This is a genomic window from Arthrobacter globiformis (assembly GCF_030818015.1).
In the GTDB taxonomy this organism is placed as follows: domain Bacteria; phylum Actinomycetota; class Actinomycetes; order Actinomycetales; family Micrococcaceae; genus Arthrobacter; species Arthrobacter globiformis_C.
The window spans coordinates 2,827,857-2,848,569 of sequence record NZ_JAUSZX010000001.1 but is presented as its reverse complement, the minus strand read 5'-3'; the positions used below and the strand labels follow the sequence as shown (position 1 = coordinate 2,848,569).

15 protein-coding genes are annotated in these 20,713 nt (G+C 66.4%); 10 read left to right on the top strand and 5 right to left on the bottom strand.

Features of this window, described 5'->3' with window-relative positions; translation table 11 throughout:
- Nucleotides 1–7: 7 nt before the first annotated feature.
- Nucleotides 8–5,539, bottom strand: a complete 5,532-nt coding sequence (locus QFZ23_RS13265) for a peroxidase family protein (protein ID WP_306923573.1) — start codon at nt 5,537–5,539, stop codon at nt 8–10.
- 600 nt (nt 5,540–6,139) lie between these two features.
- Here QFZ23_RS13265 and QFZ23_RS13260 point away from each other — a divergent pair.
- Nucleotides 6,140–7,390 (top strand): Nramp family divalent metal transporter, encoded by a 1,251-nt coding sequence (locus QFZ23_RS13260; protein WP_306923570.1) that lies wholly within the window; start codon nt 6,140–6,142, stop codon nt 7,388–7,390.
- A gap of 248 nt (nt 7,391–7,638) precedes the next feature.
- Entirely contained in the window at nt 7,639–8,469 is an 831-nt protein-coding gene (locus QFZ23_RS13255; protein ID WP_306923569.1) for an oxidoreductase, read from the top strand.
- A 45-nt stretch (nt 8,470–8,514) separates the two neighbouring features.
- Here the strand turns inward: QFZ23_RS13255 and QFZ23_RS13250 are convergent, their stop codons facing one another.
- Nucleotides 8,515–8,820 (bottom strand): hypothetical protein, encoded by a 306-nt coding sequence (locus QFZ23_RS13250; protein WP_306923567.1) that lies wholly within the window; start codon nt 8,818–8,820, stop codon nt 8,515–8,517.
- A gap of 102 nt (nt 8,821–8,922) precedes the next feature.
- Nucleotides 8,923–9,858 carry an alpha/beta fold hydrolase gene (locus tag QFZ23_RS13245; RefSeq protein ID WP_306923565.1) on the bottom strand — a complete coding sequence of 312 codons (936 nt, stop codon included), beginning with the start codon at nt 9,856–9,858 and terminating at the stop codon, nt 8,923–8,925.
- A gap of 98 nt (nt 9,859–9,956) precedes the next feature.
- On the opposite strand from QFZ23_RS13245, the gene QFZ23_RS13240 reads away from it, so the two are divergent.
- On the top strand, nt 9,957–10,637 hold the full coding sequence (locus QFZ23_RS13240) for a class I SAM-dependent DNA methyltransferase (protein WP_306923563.1): 681 nt from the start codon (nt 9,957–9,959) through the stop codon (nt 10,635–10,637).
- Nucleotides 10,638–10,689: 52 nt separating this feature from the next.
- Nucleotides 10,690–12,117 (top strand): alpha/beta hydrolase family protein, encoded by a 1,428-nt coding sequence (locus QFZ23_RS13235; protein WP_306923562.1) that lies wholly within the window; start codon nt 10,690–10,692, stop codon nt 12,115–12,117.
- 23 nt (nt 12,118–12,140) lie between these two features.
- On the opposite strand, the gene QFZ23_RS13230 is transcribed toward QFZ23_RS13235, so the two are convergent.
- The gene (locus QFZ23_RS13230) at nt 12,141–12,620 is read right to left on the bottom strand and encodes a MarR family winged helix-turn-helix transcriptional regulator (protein WP_306923560.1); all 480 of its coding nucleotides are present in this window, start codon (nt 12,618–12,620) and stop codon (nt 12,141–12,143) included.
- 121 nt (nt 12,621–12,741) lie between these two features.
- Between QFZ23_RS13230 and QFZ23_RS13225 the strand changes: the two genes are divergently transcribed.
- The 6 genes from QFZ23_RS13225 to menE all read left to right on the top strand — a co-directional run bounded on the left by QFZ23_RS13225 (nt 12,742) and on the right by menE (nt 19,422).
- The gene (locus tag QFZ23_RS13225; RefSeq protein WP_306923558.1) at nt 12,742–13,701 is read left to right on the top strand and encodes an SDR family NAD(P)-dependent oxidoreductase; all 960 of its coding nucleotides are present in this window, start codon (nt 12,742–12,744) and stop codon (nt 13,699–13,701) included.
- Nucleotide 13,702: 1 nt separating this feature from the next.
- Nucleotides 13,703–14,596 (top strand): amidohydrolase family protein, encoded by an 894-nt coding sequence (locus tag QFZ23_RS13220; RefSeq protein WP_306923556.1) that lies wholly within the window; start codon nt 13,703–13,705, stop codon nt 14,594–14,596.
- Nucleotides 14,597–14,648: 52 nt separating this feature from the next.
- Nucleotides 14,649–15,869, top strand: a complete 1,221-nt coding sequence (locus QFZ23_RS13215; protein WP_306926843.1) for an acyl-CoA dehydrogenase family protein — start codon at nt 14,649–14,651, stop codon at nt 15,867–15,869.
- A 106-nt stretch (nt 15,870–15,975) separates the two neighbouring features.
- Entirely contained in the window at nt 15,976–16,431 is a 456-nt protein-coding gene (locus QFZ23_RS13210; protein WP_306923554.1) for a MaoC family dehydratase, read from the top strand.
- Nucleotides 16,432–16,476: 45 nt separating this feature from the next.
- Nucleotides 16,477–17,832, top strand: coding sequence for an MFS transporter (locus QFZ23_RS13205; RefSeq protein WP_306923552.1), 1,356 nt, complete (start codon nt 16,477–16,479; stop codon nt 17,830–17,832).
- Between the two features lie 42 nt (nt 17,833–17,874).
- On the top strand, nt 17,875–19,422 hold the full coding sequence (gene menE / locus QFZ23_RS13200) for an o-succinylbenzoate--CoA ligase (RefSeq protein WP_306923550.1): 1,548 nt from the start codon (nt 17,875–17,877) through the stop codon (nt 19,420–19,422).
- 25 nt (nt 19,423–19,447) lie between these two features.
- Here the strand turns inward: menE and QFZ23_RS13195 are convergent, their stop codons facing one another.
- Nucleotides 19,448–20,626 carry a thiolase family protein gene (locus QFZ23_RS13195; RefSeq protein WP_373427935.1) on the bottom strand — a complete coding sequence of 393 codons (1,179 nt, stop codon included), beginning with the start codon at nt 20,624–20,626 and terminating at the stop codon, nt 19,448–19,450.
- Nucleotides 20,627–20,713: the final 87 nt, after the last annotated feature.

The window sequence follows — 20,713 nt, the reverse complement described above, 5'->3', positions numbered from 1 at the left end:
CACCCGGTCACCGCGTTCCGGTGGTGAAGGTCCAGCTCCGCGGGACGAACGGGTTGCCGGCCATGTCACGTACGGACGAGATCGACATGGTGTAGGTCCGGTTCGGCGCCAGGGTTGCCGACGGGTTCAGCGTCACTGTGCGGGTGACGTTGTTGTAGCTCACGACGGCGCGAATGACCGTTGTGCCGAGCCGCAGCACCACCGTTCCGGCGCTCGCGCCGGTGATCGGTTCGCTGAAGCGGGCCGTCACGTTGGCCGTCCGGGACACGCCCCGTGCCGAGATCCCGGGACTCACCGAGACCAGGGTGGGGGCGGGCCCTGTGGTGAACTGCCATGAGGTGAACGCCATCGCGTTTCCGGCCGAGTCGCGGACGGAGGATACAGCCACGCTGTAGTTCCGGTCCGCCAGCAGGTTCGCGTTCGGGTTCAGCGTTGCCGTCCGGGTCAGGTTGTTGTAGCTCACCGTTGCCGGGACCACGCTGGTTCCGAGCCGCAGCACCACCGTTCCGCTGTTGACGTTCGCCACCGGCTCACTGAAGGTGATAGTCAGGTTGTTGGTCTGGCTGACCGACTTTGCGCCAGCTGCCGGGGTGCGTGCGGTGATCGTCGGGGCGACAAATTCCGTCCGCGGCGTGGTGACTGCCGTCCGGGCCGACCTGGCACCGGTGCCGGCCGAGTTGATCGCCGCCACGTCGAAGGTGTAGCCAGTGGCGTTGATCAGCCCGTCCACGACGGCGCCCGTGCCGGTTCCGACCGTCAGGGTCCTTGCCGGGATGGTTGCGGCGCCGATGAAGGTGCGGACCTCGTAGCCGCTGATCTGTGCACCGCCGTCGGAGGCCGGAACAGTCCAGGCCAGCGTGGCCGCTGCGTTGCCCGCCACTGCCGTCACTCCGGTGGGAGCGCCGGGTGCGGTGGCCGCGGGCGGCGGGGGAACCTCGACGGTTGCCGCCGGAATCACCACGTTGGACGCTACCGAGAACGGGCTGGTGCCCTGGGCGTTCGTTGCCGAGACCCGGAACACGTACTTGTTCCCGTTGGTCAGCCCCGGCACCACCAAGCTTGTGTCCGTGCCTGCCGCGGTGAGCAGTCCGCCCACCTGGACGCCGGCCGGGTTCGTCGTCACATCGAGCGTCTTCACGTTGAAGCTGCTGGCGATGCCGATGGTCGGCGCGGTCCAGGTAACTGTTGCCCGGGCGTTGCCTGCGGTCGCGACGCCGATTACCGGAGCGTTGGTGACCACCGTGTCGGCGAAGGCCAGGGTCTCGATGTTCCGCAGTGTGTCGGTTCCGTCGGCACCGACGTTGTCCGTCACCGTCGTCGTCGAACCGGGTGAGCCGAGGGTGCCGTCGCCGCCGGTGGTGCTGACGGTGTAGTTGGCCGCGGGGCCGGAGAACACTGCGGTGTCGACGTTGCCCGCGGTCTGCGCGGCCGTCGGCGTGATGACTTCACGGACTGCCGCCAGGTTGCCGGGGTCGATGACACCGGCGGCGACGTCGGCCTCCAGGGTGTGGGGGTTGCCCGCCTGGTAAGTGTGCTCCATGAGGTCGGTCCTGCCGATCTCGGTGGCCGGGTCGCTCGGGTTGGTGCGTACGCTGATCCAGACCCGGACGTACCGGTCGCCGTCGAGGACGTCGTTCGCCCCGCGACCTTCAAGCCTGTCGCTGCCGAGGCCGCCGAGCAGGATGTTGCCGTCGCCCCAGACCGGGCCCTCAAGCGGGCAGGCTCCCATGGCCGAAGCCGCCGCGATCGGTTCCAGCGGGGTGCTGGGCGCGGGAAGGATGGCCGCCAGGCCGGCGATCCTGTCGATGCCTGCCTGGTCGAGAACGTCGCAGCCGCTGAAGCCGGCGCCGCCCACGGTGCTCGGCGCCCGGTCGTCACCCTTGATCACGTCGTCGAACGCGGATCCGGAGTTGGCTTCCGTCTCCTGCCAGCGGTCTCGGTTGACCACAATCTGCAGCGGCAGGCCGCCAAGGTTCTGGTTGATCTTCATGTCATCGTTGGCGCCCACCGTGTCGTACTGGTGGATGGCCCAGTCGAACCCGGCCGCACCGGCGAACCGGTCGATCGCCGCGTTGGACGCCATGAGGTCATCGCCGCCTTCGGCGTCGTAGTCGTTCTCACCGACCTGGCCAACCATGATGTCGTTGCCCGGCTTGGTCTGCGCCGGGTCATCGAAGAACGGAGCACCGTGGTCGCCTTGGAGCAGGTCCTGGCCGGAGCCGCCCTGGATCCAGTCGTCCCCGCCGTCGCCGAACACCGCGTCCGCACCGTCGCCGGCCCGGATGAAGTCGTCTCCGGGCCCGGCGAACGTCTCGTTGTCGTTGGCGCCGCCGTTCATGAAGTCCTGGCCGTCGCCGCCCATCATGATGTCGTCGCCGATACCGGCATTGGTGTAGTCGTTGCCCGGGCCGCCCTTGAGCACGTCGGCTCCGGACAGGTCTGTGATCCTGTCGTTGCCGTCGCCGCCAAGCGCCACGTCATCGCCGCCGTTGCCTTCAATGACGTCGTTGCCGGCGTTGCCCCAGAAGGTGTCGTTGTCGTTGCCGCCGGTGACCCGGTCCACGGCGGCAGTGCCGTTGTACACGGACTGGCCGTTGATGCCGGACGGGTCGACGGTGTTCTTCTCCAGATACTGGATGGTGCCGTCAGGCTTGCGCAGGAGCAGCGCGTTCTCGTTGCAGTCGGTGGTCGTGCTGTCGTCCGCGACCGTGAGACCTGACGTGGTGAAGCCTTCCGGCGTGCCGGCGAGGTTGCCCAGCTGGAACTTGCAGTCCGCCGTCGCAAACACATCGGCCTTCAGTGTGTTCACGCCGTCGGTGTTGCGCATGATCATCTCGGCGAAGCTGTTGCCCTCCAGCTGGGTGCGCAGGTTCATGCCGGGCGTGCGGGCCAGGTAGTACAGCCGGTCGCCGTTCTGGAGGTCCGTCAGCTGGTTCTCGAACACATAGTTGAATGTGCTGCCGAGGAGGCCGCCGAATAGGTTGGTCTTCTCGGCGAGGCCGCCGACCCACAGGTCCACCTTGTTCAGCCCGGTCTCCTGGTTGGCCCACGCTCCGGAGCTGTTCATGAAGTCGATCATGTCCGCCGTGGGGGGCGTGACACCGGGGCCCGGATCCACGATGGCCTTTGCGGCTGCGCGCTTGTCCGCCAGGGTGGTGGCGTTCACGATACTCGGGTAGGTGCCGTATGCGGCCACGAAGTTGATCAGCGACTCGGGGTGCTTGATGTTCTGGCCGAAGTCAGCCCAGCTTGTGTACGGGGCAAGCTGCCCGTCACCGGTGGAGTCGTGGATCTGGCGGCGCACCTCGTTCAGCGGCGGGACGCCGGCTTCGCGGGCACGGGTCATGTTGATGGTCGCGAGGTCCAGGGGCAGGCCCAGCAGGTTGTTGCGGAGGGTGTCGGTGACGAACTCATCGAGCTCGTTGCCCGCCTGGTCGCTCATGCCCATGACGACGGCGCCTGCGGCCTGCTCGGAGTTGAGTTGGTGTCCGTGGCCGTCATCGGTGTACGACGGCGGATTCAGGAAGCCGTTCAGCAGCGGGATCGAGTTGTCCGTCCCGTCCGGGTTGGTGCGGGCGATGGTCTCGGTCAGCATCGAGTGGCCGAACCGGTACACCGCATGCGCGAACTCGGCGTGGATCGCGGCGTTGACGTCCGTGTGGTAGACGTGGAACGGCTGGATTGCCGGCTGCACCTTGCGGGCGAATTCCTCGAAGACGAGGTGCTGGTATTCCATCTCGGTGACGAAGCGGGCGGCCTGGAAGAGGCGTTCGCCGTTCCAGCCGTCTGCGCCGCCGGCCAGCTTCCATTCGGCGAGTGCAGCGATGCCGGTGACTGAGGTGTCGTTGGTCAGGGTGTTCTTGAAGTCATCCACGAGCCGGTCGTGTTCGGAGTGGAAAATCTGGTGGATGGTAGTGAGGCCGATGTTCTCATTGACGCGGCCGTCGCCGGCGACGAAGTGTGCATTCAGCATTTCATCGTCGTAGGTGCCGGGGGCCTGGCTGGCGAAATCAGCAGAGGCAACGGTGTCGGCGTCGGGCGCCGGCGTGACCGGAGGGGTTCCCGGATTGTGGTCCGTGTCCTGCCGGGACGGGTCTGCGTTGTGCGCGATGTCCGTCAGGAACGGGGTGTCGAAGTAACGGACATTCGCCGGCACCGGGACGGGGTTGGCAAGATCGCCTTCGACCAGGCCGGTCGTGGTGACGTACTGTGGCAGCCCTCGCTCCGGCCCCGGGATGAACTTGCCGTAGGGGTCCACCGCGAGTTGGGGGACGTTCAGGACGTCCGCATCGGCGAGCTGGAGCCCCAGCAGCGAAGCAGCCTGGTCCTTGACGGTGGCCCACGTGGCCATGCCGTTGGCGGCGTTGGTGCCAGGTTTCCCGCCGAGCAGCTTGCCCGTGGCGACCGGCTTGCCGTCGGCGTTCCTAACGTACTCCCGCAAGAACACCTGGTGGGACGGGTGCGAGGTGTAGGTCTGGGACTGGTCCACGTACGGGGAGTCAGTGTTGGAGGCCTCCCGGACGTCGTCCGCGGTGCCCGGGACGCCGTCGGGGCCGGGCTGGTTCTGTGCGCGAGTCAGCACCATGAAGCGCTGGTTGGCGGGCAGGTCATCGGCGTTGCCGAAGATGTGGTCCTTGCCGGCTACCAGCGGGTCGTCAGCGCGGAGCGGCACGAACACGTTGCCGCCGCTCTTGACGGTCTGGTCCACGCCGTGGTCGAAGAACTGTCCGAACAGCGTGAACATTGAGTTGTATGGTGGCGAGAGGCCGACGTCGGTGGTGACGTTCGGGATGAAGAGCGTGTTGTGTGACGGCACGCAACCGGCGGGGACACCCTCCACCGGCGGGGTGGCCAGTGGATCCGGGTCGGTGGTGCAGGGGTGAACGCCTACGTTGCCCTGGGTGCGGACCGGGAAGCCGGCGGCAGCCACGGCTGCGGGGTTGGTGGAGGTCTGGTCCACGATGAGGTTGCTGATGTCGCGCGGCTTGCTGTCGAAGACGTTCCCGCTCTTCTGCTTGTAAGAGGTAGGGCCAGCGGGACCAAAGCCGGCGGGCACGGGGTCTGCATCGTTGAAGACCGGCGTGGTGTAGCGGGGGAACTTCTGATCAGCGGCGCCGTAGGTTTCGCGCCCGGCCAGGAGGTTGTTGCAGGATCCGTCGACCGTACGGAGACCGTACGAGGTCAGCGCGTCGGGGATCTGGTTGGGGCCCGTACCGATCAGGGCGCCACAGGGGCCGGTGGCCGACGTCGTGTTGGCCACATGGGCTTCAGCGATCTTGATCTGTTTGAGGATGAAGGCAAGGTCTGATGCCGTGACGGTGAAGCCCTCGCCCACCGGCGCGGTCACGGCCTGGGCCGCGATGCTTGCTGACTGGCCGATGGCCGCCACCAGGGACATGGCCACGCCGGCCGCGACGACGCGGTTAGGGACGCCGAACAGGCGCCGCCAGCTCCCTTTCGGGTGCTTCGGGCGCCGTGGCGCTCCACGGGACGCCGTCCGATCACCTCCAACGGTTCTGATTGGGTGGAACGCTTTCATGACGCACCTGCCTGTTTTGTTGGTTGAACGCTCTGATTGAACGTTGCATCGGACGGTGCAAGATTGCGGACGGTGCCTTGCGGAAACCTTGGGCCGTTTTTGCCGGTGATGACGCCGGTTGCACCGGCGGCAAGGACTGCGCCCGGCGCTTACTAGGGCGTTTCAACCGCGAGGCGGCAACGTCCTCCCCCAGATCAGGGGGTGCACCCACGTCAGACGGCCCGCCTGGTCGGAGGATTCCTCAGGACGCGCTTACTAGGCTCGCCCGTCCTACGGAGCTCGCCCGCCCGGCGGTGGGCCTGACCTGATGCGAAATCGTCCGTGATTCTCAGGGAACTCCCAGTTGTTGACAAGCCTGTCCGAAGGATTGCTCCAGTACCTTGTCCCCAGTTGCCACACAGATTTGTGGGACTGCCGCTAGGAAGGCCCCGCACACCACCTCTAACTGAGGCGTGCGGGGCACTCTCCTCTTGAGGGCAAAGGAAGTGATGCCTACTGATTAAAGCCAGCATCCGGCTGTGCCCCTAATCCCTACTTTTCGGTATACCTAAATTTCGGTTATCCTCGTCTTATCAGTACCCCCAAAGACGAGGATGAATGATGGCTGTTTCGACCCTTACAGAACGCACCGCGCCGGCACGGGTCTGGTCGCGCCTGCTGTTGCTGGGTCCAGCGTTCGTGGCGGCCATCGCCTACGTCGACCCGGGCAACGTTGCGGCAAACCTGACGGCCGGGGCAAGCTACGGCTATCTGCTGGTCTGGGTGCTCGTGGCAGCCAATGCCATGGCCGTGCTGGTGCAGTACCAGTCCGCCAAGCTCGGCCTGGCCACCGGCATGAGCCTTCCCGAGATTCTGGGCAAGCGCCTGGGAACCCGCCGCCGGCGGGCGTACTGGGCGCAGGCGGAGATCGTGGCTGGAGCCACCGACATGGCCGAAGTGATCGGCGGTGCCGTCGCGCTGAACCTTCTGTTCGGACTTCCGCTGCTTGCCGGCGGGATCATCATCGGCCTCGCGTCGATGGCGCTGCTCTCGCTGCAGTCGAACCGGAGCCAGAAGTCGTTTGAAGTGGCCATTCTGACGCTGCTAGGCGTGATTGCTGTCGGGTTTGTGTCCGGCCTGTTTGTCAATCCGCCGGACGCCGGGAACGCCCTGACGGGTCTGGTGCCGCGCTTCGAGGGAACCGACACCATCCTGCTCGCCGCGAGCATGCTCGGCGCCACGGTGATGCCGCACGCCATCTACCTGCATTCCGCCCTCGCCCGGGACCGGCACGGCTTCTCCGAGAACCCTGCCGTGAGGACCCGCCTGATCCGGGCCACCCGGTTTGACGTGGCCGGAGCCCTGTTGCTGGCCGGCGTCGTCAACATCGCCATGCTGCTGCTGGCAGCGTCCAGCCTGCGCGGCGTGGAAGGCACCGACACCATCGCCGGCGCGCACGCGGCCGTGACGTCGGCACTGGGGCCGGTGATCGGCGTCGTGTTCGCCATCGGGCTGCTTGCCTCGGGCCTGGCCTCCACCTCCGTCGGTTGCTACGCCGGCGCCACCATCATGGGCGGTCTGCTGAAGGTGCGAGTGCCGCTGCTTACCCGGAGGGTGATCACGCTGATTCCGGCGCTGGTGATCCTCGGTGCGGGCATCGAGCCGACGCTGGCGCTGGTCCTGAGCCAGGTGCTCCTCAGCTTCGGCATCCCGTTCGCGCTGATTCCGCTGATCCGGCTCACCGGGAAGCGCGAGGTCATGGGCATCCACACTGATTCGACCCCATTGAAGATCGCGGGCTGGACCAGCGCCACGCTCATCGTCGGCCTGAACTGCGTGCTGATCGTCCTGACCGCACTCGGAGTGTCCTGACGGGCCTGCCCAGACCGATCAGTCCTCCCGAGGTGGAATAGCCAGACGCCGGTGAGGCGGGCGCTTCCTGCGGAGCCTGGTTCGGCGCTCCAGCACTTTTAGCACCGCCCGGCCATGGGAGGCACTGCCGTTACCTGTATTAGCAGCAACTCCCACGCCCGCCGGGAGTGCGGTTTTCTGGATTCGTGGCAACGCTCATCGGTGCCCGCTTCGTGCAGTGCAGCGCTTAACCAACAGAAGGAAATCCAATGACCACCTGGCTCATCACAGGCTGCTCCACCGGACTCGGCCGGGCCCTCGCCCAGACGGTGCTCGCGCACGGCCACAACGCCGTCGTCACCGCACGGAACGTCAACGCGGTGAAGGACATCGCGGCTGATTTCCCCGACACCGCGCTGCCCCTCCCCCTCGATGTCACTGACAAGGAGCAGATCAGCTCTGCGGTGCAGCAGGCGCAGGCCCGGTTCGGCGGCATTGACGTCCTCGTCAACAATGCCGGTTACGGCTACCGTGCCGCCGTGGAAGAAGCGGACGACGCCGACATCCGCCAGCTGTTCGACACGAACCTTTTCGGCGCCGTCGACATGATCAAAGCAGTCCTGCCGGACATGCGCGCGAAGCGGTCGGGTGCGATCCTGAACATCTCCTCCATCGGCGCGCGCATCTCGCCGGCCGGGTCCGGCTACTACTCCGCCACCAAGGCGGCCCTGGAGGGCCTGTCGGGTTCGCTGCACAAGGAACTCCAACCGCTCGGCATCAGTGTCACAGCCATCGAACCCGGCGCGTTCCGCACTGACTTCGCCGGCCGCTCGCTAACGCAGTCGGCGACGGCGATTCCGGACTACGCGGAGACGGCCGGCAAGCGCCGCAAGGAGAATGACACCGTCCACGGCACGCAGCCCGGGGACCCCGGCAAGGCCGCGGAGGCGATCATCGCCGTCGTCGAAAGCGCCAACCCGCCGTCGCTGCTGGTGCTCGGCCAGGACGCCTTTGGTGCGTTTGCCGCCGTCGCCGACGCCCAGCGCGCGGAGCTGGACCAATGGCGCGAGCTGAGCCTCAGCACGGGCATCGACGAATAACAACCGGTACGGCACGGCGGTGCCGGGCTTCTGGGCGTTGCGGTTCTACTCGGCTTCGAAGCCCAGGCGGTCGCGGACGAGCTTCGCGACGACGGCGGCGTGCTGATTCTTGTCCGAGCGAGCTTCTGATTTGAGCGTCGCAAGATATGCAACGTACGCGGCAGTCCGAGTGTCATAGGCCGCGGCGCGCGTTTCGAGCGCCAGGGCAAGAGTGGCATGCGCCTGGGCCAGCCTGATCTGCAGTTCGGCGTCGACATCGGCACCTGAGAGGGCCTGCTCGGCGGCGGAGAGAAGGGACTGTGCGATGTCGGCGTGCTCGTTCGCGGCGCGCTGGCCAAGGTCGGGCTGCAATGGCTCTGCCTCTCTTCATTCAGCTCGCGACGGGCTAACGCGAGATGTGGAGTAAGCCTAAAACACGATGTGCGGTTCTGTTATGCCCTCTTGTCTGTCTGCTTAGGACAGACAAGCCGCGATTTCTTCGACGGCGTCGACAAGCGCGGCCATCGATTCCGGGCCACCGTGCCCTTCGTTCTCGATGACGATGAGACGGCTACCTTCCCATCGTTGATGGAGCTTCCAGGCCGTGACGACGGGGCCGCTCACGTCCCGCCGGCCGTGAATGAGGTAGCCGGGAACCCCGTTAAGCTCGTGGATCCGCTCCATGATGCCTTGTCCGTTCCTGAGAAAAGCATCATGGGACCAGTAGTGGGTGACCAGGATAGCGAAGGCCATGCGCTCGTGGTCGTCGTCAAACATAGGGCCGGGTTGCCACAGGGGATCCAAGGAAATGTGCGTCGATTCCCACCGGTCCCAAGCCAGAGATGCCGCCTCTGCGTCGTCCCTGTCTTCGCCTGCGAGGCGGCGGGCGTACGCTTCCACGACCCGCTCCCCGGGTCTGCGTTTGGCTGCCTTCGCGAACTCTGCCCAAGCTTCCGGGAAGATCCCTCGCACGCCTTCCGTGATCCACTGAACCTCTTCGCGGCTTGTGGTTGTCACAGCCACCAGGGCGATTCCATGCACGCGAGTCGGATGCTTGAGGGCATAGGCCAAGGCAAGGGTGCTTCCCCAGGACACCCCTGTGACGATCCACTTCCCGATTCCAAGATTCTTACGCACTTCCTCGATGTCCTCGATCAGGGCCTGGGTGGTGTTCGCCGATAGGGAGCCCAGATCATCCTGGACCGCCGGAGTGCTCCTCCCGCAGCCGCGCTGATCCAGGCCGACGACCCAGAATTTTGCAGTGTCATGGCGGGTCCGGTAGCCCTGGCCCAGAGAAGCACCGGGGCCGCCGTGGAGGAAGAGCACGGGAATCCCCGAGGGGTTCCCCGTCGTCTCCCAATAGATTTCAGCCCGGCCGGCCTTCACCCAGCCGGCATTCTCCCCCGTCATGCAACAAACGCTACGAGAAGTACTCCGGCAGGGGTAGTGTCGGTGCAAACGTCAGATGGGGAATGTCCTGGTAAGCCTACGTCGATCGGTAGGCTCGCATGGTGACGGACAAACGGGTTCAGGACGCCTACGCTGATCGTGCGGCAGAATACACAGCGCTGTTCGGATCGACTGACAGAGCCCATGAGCAGGATCAGCGGCTTATGGTGCGCTGGGCACAGTCGCTTCGTGGTCCGGCCATCGATGCAGGCTGCGGTCCAGGGCACTGGACCGCATTTCTCGCCGACCACGGCGTGGACGCTGAGGGCATCGACCTGGTTCCTGTCTTCATCGAAAAAGCTCGACGGCGGTTTCCGGCCATACGCTTTCGAGTTGCCACACTCCGCGCATTGGAGGTCCCGGATGGTCATTTGGGCGGCATCCTCGCCTGGTATTCGTTGATCCATTTCGAGCCGGCCGAAGTGCCTCTCGTTCTTGGCGAATTTGCCCGTTGCATCGGCCCAGGGGGCACCATTCTTCTCGGCTTCTTCAATGGGCCGGCCGGGGAATCATTCCCGCACGCGGTCACGAGCGCGTACTACTGGTCCGAGGACGCCATGAGTCAGCACCTCGTCGCCGCAGGCTTTGAAGTCCAAGAAGTCCACGTCCGCACCGAACCGGGAAATCGCCCGCACGCAGCAATAATCGCAGTTCGGACCGCCGGCGAGGATAGCGCATCACCTCCCCCAAGAGGCCAGTCAGGCAATGCAGGGAAATCGTTGACAAATTCAACTAGTTAAATAACCATTAGTTGTCCCCTTCAACTTTCTTCGACTGACTGAGGTTGCCCGAATGACTCGTAATCTGCGCCAAAGCTGCCGCACCATCGCTTCCACATCGGCCCTTGCCGCCCTGCTCGTCACGGCCGCGGCGTCCCCAGCGGCCCTCGCCGCCCAGCCCTCCGCAGATGCTTCGACGCCGGCTCCCGCGCCAACAACAGCATCAGCAGCACCGCCGACGGCCGCCACCGGCACCCTCGCCGACGGAGCGGCCTGGCGTGCCGAGGTGCCGGCGAACTGGAACGGGAAGCTGGTCCTCTTTGCCCACGGCTTCCGCCCGGGACCGGCGAACCCCGCCTGGGACACAGGATTCACACCCACCGCCAGCGCGCTTGTGGCCCGTGGCTACGCCGTCGCCTCCTCTTCCTACGCCACCGCCGGCTGGGCGCTCGGAACCGCAGCCCAGGATCAGCTCGACACCCTGGCCGCCTTCGAGCAACGCTTTGGGAAGGCAAATCGGGTTATCGCCGTCGGACGGTCCATGGGAGGCCTCGTGACGAGCATGATGGCGGAAATCCCGGACTCCGGCATCGACGGCGCCGTCAGCACCTGCGGCCTGGTGGGCGGCGGCGTTTCCCTGAACAACTACCAGCTCGATGCTGCCTACGCGGCAGCGGAACTGCTCCTTCCCGGGCAGGACATCCGACTTGCCGGCTTCACCACACCGGCAGAGTCCGCCGAGACCATCGCCGCGCTGAAGGCAGCCCTGCAGCAGGCCACCGCATCCGCCGATGGCCGCGCTCGCCTGGCTCTGGTGGCCGCGCTGCTGAACACTCCGACCGAACTCGACGGCGTTGACGCGAACAACCCGGAGGCCTTGGCGGCGGCCCAGGCGAAGCTGGTCCTCGAGACGCTCCCCACGGTAATCGAACGGCGCCACACCATTGTCAACGCCGCCGGCGGTGACAGCGGCTGGACCACCGGCGTCGACTACGCAAAAGTCCTGCAGTCCTCAGCCCAGCGCCAGCTGGTGGGGCACATGTACGCCACGGCCGGGCTGAACCTGAACCGCGACCTTTCCACGCTCACGGCCAACGCCGACATCGAGCCCAGCAATCAGGGCCTCCGGTGGATGCTGCGGACCTCCACCCCCACCGGCGAGCTCCAGGTGCCGCTGCTGGCCACCCACACCACGGTGGACCTCCTGGCCCCCGTCGAATATCAGGAGGAGTACGCAGAAACAGTTCGCCAGGCGGGCAGGAACTCCCTGTTCCGCCAGGCGTTCGTCAACCGGGCAGGACACTGCAACTTCACGGTGGCGGAGAATATCGCCGCCATCGAGGCCATGGACCAGCGGCTCCAAACCGGTCACTGGGGCTCCATTGCCACAACCGCCAACCTGCAGCACGCCGCAACATCACTGGACCTGGACGGCGCCAACTACGTCGAGTTCCGTCCGGACGAATTTATCAACGACCGGGTCTGGACGCCCACCCGCTAGGCCGCAGCGACACGCCTGCTCCGCTACCCGTCCAAGCCGGGCCACAGCGCCTTGCGGAGCAGGCGTTTCAGCTCCGCTACTTCGTCCCGGTTCAGCCGGTCCAGCGCCTCCGACTCCGCCCGGCGGGTCGCCTTGCTGGCTTCCGTAAACAGCCGCTGCCCCTCTGCGGTGGCCGTGACGATCTTGGCCCGCCGGTCCTGCCGGCCGGGTGCCCTCAGCACCAGTTCCCGCTTCTCCAGGTCATCCACCAGGGAGACGATCTGGCTCGGGTCCAGGCTGAGGAAATCAGCCATCTCGCGCTGGCTCGGTTCAAGGCCGCTCGCGGCCAGGGCCAGCACTGAATACGAGCGCTCCTTCAGATCGAACTCCTCCAGCGCCCGGTTATTAACCACCGACCCCGCGGCATGCAGCTTGGCCAGGAGGAAGCCGGCATCGCTGCTGATGGAGGCAGGAACCAGCTTGTCCGCCGCGGGGGCAAGCTGCCCCGTCCCGGTCTCAGTCATGACCCTCCAATAGTGATCAAAAATAATCATTGACTTTTTCAACTATCCAGATTTTCATGGATACAGAACAGCATCCCATGCCGGAGCGCAGGATGCACGATCCGCTAGCAAAGGAGCAGCAATGAGCCTGTCAGGCAAAGTAGCAATCGTCACGGGCAGCGGCCGCGGTCTGGGCCTGGCCTACGCCCGCGAACTCGCCCGCCAGGGCGCTGCCGTCGTCATCAATGACGTTGACGCCGACGTCGCCTCGGAAGCAGTCCGGACCATCGAGGCCGACGGCGGGAAGGCGGCCGCCGTCGTCGCTCCGGTCGGCAGCACGGAAGTTGCGCAGCAACTCATCCAGGCGGCGGTCAATGCATTCGGCCGCCTCGATATCCTGGTCACCAACGCCGGCATCCTGCGGGACAAGAGCCTGCTGAAGATGACGGACGAGGATTTCGACGCCGTCATCAACGTCCACCTCCGCGGCACCTTTACCTGTGTCCGCGAAGCCTTCGCCTACTTCAAGGCCAACAACGTTCAGGGCCGCATCATCACCATCGGCTCCCCCACCGGCCAGCGGGGCAACTTCGGCCAGACCAACTACGCGGCCGCGAAAGCCGGCATCGTTGGCATGGTCCGCACCTGGGCCCTGGAGATGAAGAAGGCCGGCGTCACCGCCAACGCCGTCATCCCGGTGGCCGCCACCGCCATGACCAAGACGGTCCCCTACTTCCAGAAGGCTGTCGAGGCGGACGAACGCGGCGAGGCCATGCCGTCCTTCTTCCGTCACGACCTCGGCTTCGGCACGTCCGACGACGTCGCCGGACTGATTGCCTTCCTCGCCTCCGATGAAGCCGCTGGCATCACCGGCCAGGCCATCGGCGCCGGCGGGGACCGCCTGCAGGTCTGGACACACCCGACTGCGGCCACCACCGAATACCGCGACGGCGGCTGGAGCTATGAGGCCCTGCACGCGAACGCCGGCACCCTCTTCACCCAAGACACGCTGCAGGGCTACGGCGAGGAGTTCCTCCCGCTGCCGGCAGAGCTGCAGCCCGAATCCCGGCCGGTACAGCCCGAGCCGGCGCAGGTGCCCTGATATGACCACCACCCGCTATGAACTGGGCATCGATGCCGGAAAGATCGCCGCGATCGACATGCACGTCCACCTCGAAGTGGACAGCTGCGGCCACGGCTCCTTGCCTGAGGCCCTGACCGAGGCTTCTGCCAAGTACTTCAAGGCCGAGGACCGCACGCCGTCCCTGGACCGCATCGCCGAGGTCTACCGGGAACTGAACATGGCCGCCGTCGTCTTCACCGTGGACGCCCGGACCCAGCTCAAGCACGAGCCCAACAGCATCCCAGAACTCATCGCCGGTGCCGCGCGGAACAACGACGTCCTGATCCCGTTCGGCAGTGTCGATCCCCGCACCGGCGAGGACGCCATCGCCGGCGCCAAGCACCAGGCCGTGGAACTGGGCGCCCGGGGATTCAAGTTCCACCCCAGCCTGCAGGGCTTCGACCCCTCCAACGAACGCTTCTACCCGCTCTGGGAAACCCTCCAGGAACTGGGCCTGCCCGCCATTTTCCACACCGGCCAGAACGGCATGGGCGCGGGGATGCCCGGCGGGTACGGCATCAAGCTGGCCTACTCGAACCCGCTGCTCCTGGACGCGGTGGCCGCGGATTTCCCGGAGCTGCAGATCATCATGGCCCACCCCTCGGTGCCGTGGCAGGACGAGGCCAACTCCATTGCCACGCACAAGGCCAACGTGTTCATCGACCTCTCCGGCTGGTCGCCCAAGTACTTCCCGGAGTCCCTGGTTAAGGCGTCCAGCTCCTACCTGCAGGACAAGGTGCTCTTCGGCACCGACTTCCCGCTCATCACGCCGCAGAAGTGGCTGGGTGCCTTCGGGGACCTGCCGCTGAAGGACGAGGTGCGGCCGAAGATCCTCAAGCACAACGCCGTCCGCCTGCTCGGCCTGGGGGCATGACATGGACACGACGACGGCGGAACCCGCCGTGGGTGCCCGACTCCAGGAGGGCATGGCGCAAGACGGCGGCACTGCAGCGCAGGACCGGCTTTACGCCTTGGCGGACTGGTACGACGCCGAAGCCCTCCTCACAGTCGAGGAGCGCCACGTCCTCTGCCGGCTCCGGGACTTCCTGGACCGAGAGGCCAAGCCGCTGCTGGCCGACTACTGGGAGCGCGGCGAGTTCCCGGAACAGCTGGCCCGCCCGCTGATCGACCTAGACCTGATGGAACCCGCCGGGCTCACGGGTGCCCGGGATGCAGAACGAATCCCCGCTCGCGGGATCTACCAGGGCTTCCGGATTTTTGAACTCGGCCGCACCGATGCCTCGCTGGCCACCTGGTACACCGCGCAGGCCGGACTGTTCCGTACAGCCATCCGGGTGGGTGCCTCGGCGGAGCAGCAGGCTGAGTGGATGCCCAAGGTGATTGATTTTTCACTCAAGGGCGTCTTCTCGCTCACCGAACCTGAATCCGGCTCTGACATTGCCGGCGGGCTCTCAACAACGGCACGCCGCGAGAGGGATTCCTGGGTCCTGGACGGCGCCAAGCGCTGGATCGGGGGCGCTGCGACGGCGGACGTCCTTGCGGTGTTCGCCCGTGACGTGGCCGACGGGCAGGTCAAGGCCTTCCTGGTTGACCGGCAGGCGGACGGCGTGACGCTGGAGAAGATCCGTGGCAAGACGTCATTGCGGATGATGCAGAACGCCCACATCACGCTGGAAGGCGTCCGTGTTCCGGAGTCCATGCGGCTACACAACGTGAACTCCTTCAGGGACGTCGCGGCGATGCTGCGGGCCATGCGCTCAGATGTGGCCTGGATTGCCACCGGCATCCAGGCCGGGGCATTCGAAGCGGCCCTCCGGTACGTCACCGGACGCAACCAGTTCGGCCGCCCGGTCGGCTCCTTCCAGCTGGTCCAGGAAAAGCTCGCCCGCATACTCGGCAACGTCACGGCCAGCCTGTCCCTGGTGGTCCGGCTGACCGAACAGCAGGCCAAGGGCATCTACCGCGACCAGGACTCAGCCCTGGCCAAGATGCAGACCAGCCTGTTCATGCGCGATACCGTCGCGCTGGCCCGCGAAGTGGTGGGCGGCAACGGCATCACGCTCGAAGCGGACGTCGCTCGCTTCCATGCTGACGCCGAGGCCGTCTACTCCTACGAGGGCACGCACGAAATCAACGCGCTCATCGTGGGCCGGGCCCTCACCGGCGAAAGCGCCTTCACCCGCTAACTGAAGCACCACCAACCCAAGCCCGACGCCGGCAGCACCGGACCGCCGTCGTACGTCCGCAACGCCAAACTTCCGCAACTAGAACCACCACATCAGGAGGCACCACATGCCCAATCTCGTCGTCGACTTCGACAAACTGCTCACCCTCGCCGGCACCGACCTTGGCGTCACGGAATACCGCGAAATCACCCAGGAACAGATCAACAAATTCGCCGACGCTACGGGCGACGACCAGTGGATCCACGTGGACCCCGAGCGCGCCAAGGACGGCCCGTTCGGCGCCCCGATCGCGCACGGCTTCCTCACGCTCTCGCTCATCATCCCGTTCTGGGGAGAGCTGTTCGACGTCGACGGCGTCACTACGAAGGTCAACTACGGTCTGGACAAGGTCCGCTTCACCTCCCCGGTCAAGGTGGGCTCACGGATCCGGATGCAGGCCACCATCACCGAGGTCACCGAGGTCAAGGGCGGCGCCCAGATCAAGGTCTCCAACACCATCGAAATCGAAGGCCAGGAACGCCCCGCCGTCGTGGCCGAATTCCTCGCCCGCTTCTATAAGTAGCCGCTTCCAACCCTCCCCCACCCGCACGTGCAGTAAGGAACAACGATGTCCCAAACTTCGCAGCTTCAGACCATGGATGTGACCGCCAGGCGCAGGGAAGCCCGCACCGTCATCGCCTCCAGCTACCTGGGCAGCACCATCGAGTACTACGACTTCCTGCTCTACGCCACCGCCGCCGCAGTGGTCTTCCCGAAAGTCTTCTTCTCCGGGCTCGACGACTGGGTGGGCGTTGTGGCCGCCTACGGCACCTTCGCCGCCGGCTATGTGGCCCGGCCCCTCGGCGGCATCATCTTCGGCCACTTCGGCGACAGGGTGGGCCGCAAGGGAATGCTGATCGTTTCCATGGCAGTCATGGGCGTGGCCTCCACGCTGATCGGCGTTATCCCCGATGCCTCGGTGGCAGGCCCGTGGGGCGCCGTCCTCCTCGTCCTGCTGCGCGTATTCCAAGGCATTGCCGTGGGCGGCGAATGGGGCGGAGCGGCCCTGATGGCACTGGAGCATTCCGAGTCCGGACGGCGCGGCTTTGCGGCATCCTTCGTCAACGCGGGCGCACCCTCAGGTGCAGTACTGGGCACCCTCATCATGGGCGCCTTCGCTGCCCTGCCCAACGAGCAGTTCCTCTCCTGGGGCTGGCGGGTGCCGTTCCTGCTCTCCTTCGTCCTGTTGATCGTCGGGATGTTCGTCCGGCTCAAGGTCTCCGAGAGCCCCATCTTTAAGGCCGCCATCGAGCAGGAAGCGCTGGCAAAGAGCCAGGACTCCGCCGCGACAGGCACCACGGCCCCGCGCTTTCCGCTGGTACAGGTCCTGCGCCGCCCCCGGACACTGATCTTCACCATGCTCGCCGGAGCCGCCGGGTTTGCCCTGCAGGTGGTGATGGCGACGTTCTCGGTCACCTTCGCGGTCTCCAAGGGCGCCGAGCGGCAGGGCGTTCTGTACGCCTTCGCCGCCGCCTCCCTCATCTCCATCGCCTTCGTGGTCCTGGGCGGCAGGCTCTCGGACCGGCTGGGCCGCCGTCCGGTGATGATCGGCGGGCTGGGGCTCTTCATCCTGTACCTCTTGCCGATGTTCCAGCTGCTGTCCTCCAACAACATCTTCCTCATCTTCGTGGCCTTCACCGTAGGGCTGATGATCCACTCCACCCTCTTCGGCCCCATTGCGGCGTTCGTCTCCGAGCAGTTCGCCACCACCTCCCGCTACACCGGCGCCTCCCTGGGCTACCAGCTCGCGACGCTCCTGGGCGCCGGCTTCACGCCCGGCATCGTGGCGCAGATCTTCAAGGACTCGGGCCAGAACACCGGCTCCGTGGCCCTGTACCTGGCCGGAATGTCCGTGGTGTCCATCGTCTTCATCCTGCTTACCAGGGAACCCAAGAACAACGATTTGGAGTCCTCACGGCTCTGATCAGCCGCACAGGGACTATTTTGAGACAAGAAAGGATGCTCGATGGAAAATTTTGGCATCGGCTCGTGGCTGCAACGGCGCCGCCCGAAATCCGGGGACAAGACGGCGCTCATCGCCGGGGACCGGAAACTCAGCTATGAACAGTTCGCTGACCGCAGCTGCCGGCTGGCCAACGCCCTGCGGCACCGCGGCGTGGCCAGGGGCCACAGGGTGGCCTATCTCGGGGAAAACCACCCCGCCTTCCTGGAGACGCTCTTCGCCTGCGGCCAGCTGGGCGCGATCTTTGTTCCCCTCAATACGCGGCTCGCACCGCCGGAAATCAGGTTCCAGCTGGACGACTGCTCCGCCGCCGCTTTGGTCTACGCCGCGGACCTGGGTACCGTGGCCCGTGCGGCTGCCGTGGGGACAGCGCTGACGCGCCTCGCAGTCGGCGACGCTGCAGCTGCTGGCGCCGATGCAGCTGCCGAGGACTATGAGGACGTCGTGGCATCGGGCAGCGCCGAGCCCGTGGACGAACCGGTCACCCTGGACGACGGCGCCATGATCCTCTACACCTCCGGAACCACCGGCAACCCCAAGGGCGCCCTGCTCACGCATGGGAACATCACCTGGAACTGCATCAACGTCATCACCGATTTCGACTTCTCTTTCGCCGACGTGGCTCTGATGATCTCCCCGATGTTCCATGTGGCGTCGCTGGACATGGGGGTCCTGCCCACCCTGCTCAAGGGCGGCACGGTGATCCTCGAGCCCAGGTTCGATCCGCAGCGGACGCTGCAGCTCATCGAACGCCACCGCGTGACCACCATCAGCGGGGTGCCCACCACCTACCAGATGCTCTGCGAACATCCGGAATGGCCGACGTCGGACATCAGCTCGCTGAACAAGCTCACCTGCGGCGGATCCGCCGTCCCCCTGCGGGTCCTGGAAGCCTACGAAGCCCGGGGCCTGCGTTTCTCGAACGGCTACGGCATGACGGAAACGGCCCCGGGGGCAACCACCCTGCCCGCTTCCCGGTCCCGGGACAAGGCCGGCTCCTCCGGGCTGCCGCACTTCTTCACCGACGTGAGGATCGCCGACCCCGCCGGCGGCCCGGTCCAGCAGGGCGCCGTGGGTGAAATCCAGATCAAGGGCCCCAACGTCATCCGCGAATACTGGAACCGGCCGGACGCCACCGCCGGGTCCTACTCCGACGGCGGCTGGTTCAAGTCCGGCGACATGGGCTACCAGGACCAGGACGGGTTCGTCTTCGTTTCCGACCGGCTCAAGGACATGATCATTTCCGGCGGCGAGAACATCTACCCGGCCGAGGTGGAGCAGGCCATCGCCGAGATCGACGCGGTGGGGAGCGTCGCGGTGATCGGTGTTCCGGACGACAAGTGGGGTGAAGTGCCACGGGCCGTTGTGGTGGTCCGCGAAGGTGCGACCCTGACCGAACAGCAGGTCCGGGCACACCTCGACGGCCGGCTCGCGCGCTACAAGATCCCCAAGGCGGTGGTGTTCGTCGACGAGATGCCGCGAACGGCCAGTGGGAAGATCCGCAAGAAGGACCTCCGGCAGCAGCTGTTCCCGGACCCGGCAACCCTGTAGCGGTTCTTTGGTGCGTCCGTCCGGTCTACAGCCGGATGTGGCGGAACAGCGCCGCGGTGCCCATGCCGCCGGCGATGCTGATCATCGCCAGGGCTAACGTTCCTTGGGCAGGAGCGGCCGGTTCCTGCCGGGCCTGCGCCAGCAGCCGGGTGACCAGTACCGCCCCGGACGCGCCGTAGGCATGGCCCAAAGCCAGGGCCCCGCCGTCGGCGTTGGCCCGGAGCGAATCGATCCCCAGCTGGTCCAGGCACGCGAGGGTCTGCGAGGCGAAGGCCTCGTTGAACTCCACCAAGTCCACGTTCGCCGCTTCCACAGACTGCGCGGCCAGCAGCCGTGAGGCGGCCGCTGCGGCACCGATGCCCAGCAGCTGCGGCTCCACCCCCGCCGTCTCCGTGCCCAGCACGGCCAGTCCGTCGGCAGCGCCCAGTTCCCGGGCCCTGGCCAGGGAGGTGATAACGACGGCGGCTGCACCGTCCGCGTCGAAACACGAGTTTCCGGCGGTAACAGTCCCGGACTCCACGAACGCCGCGGGGAACCGCGCCATCAGCGCCTCGCTGAGTTTGGGGCGGGGACCGTCGTCGGCCGTCACTTTCGCCGGGACAGTTTCCGGCGCCGGCGCTGTCCCCGAAACGGCCGGTAGCGCCACCGTCTCCCGGGCAAACGTGCCACCGGCCTGCGCAGCCACAGCTCTGCGGTGGCTGCGCAGCGCAAACTCGTCCTGCCGGGCCCGGCTGATGCCATACTCCCGGGCCACGTTCTCTGCCGCGACGCCCATATCCGGGTCGCCGTGGCTGTGCGGCGCAAACTGGACGCGGCTGAAGAAGGCGGGTTCGCCGTCGTCGTTCCGATGTGCGCGCAGCGGCGCGGTGCTGATGCTTTCGACGCCGCCCGCGAGGTACGTGCCGCCGCCGGCGGCGACGAGCCGGGAGGCGAGGACGATGGCGTCCAAGCCGGAGCCGCACTGGCGGTCGACGGTGAGGCCGGGAACGGTGACGGGCAGGCCGGCTTCCAGGGCCGCGAGCCGGGCAACGTTGCCGCCCGCGCCCACCGCGTTGCCGATGACGACGTCCGCCACCTCGCCCGTGTCCACTCCCGTTTCGGCGAGAAGCGCCGTGAGGACAGGGGCCAGGAGCTCGTGGGAGCGCAGGTGCTTCAGCGCCCCGTTCGCCCGGCAGACCGGAGTGCGCAGCGCAGCGATGATCACCGGCTGCCGGTCATCCGGCAGTCCGAGCCCGGGCCGCTCGAACCCGGAGCTGCCCGGCCCCGAGCTGCTGTGCCCCAGGCTGGACTC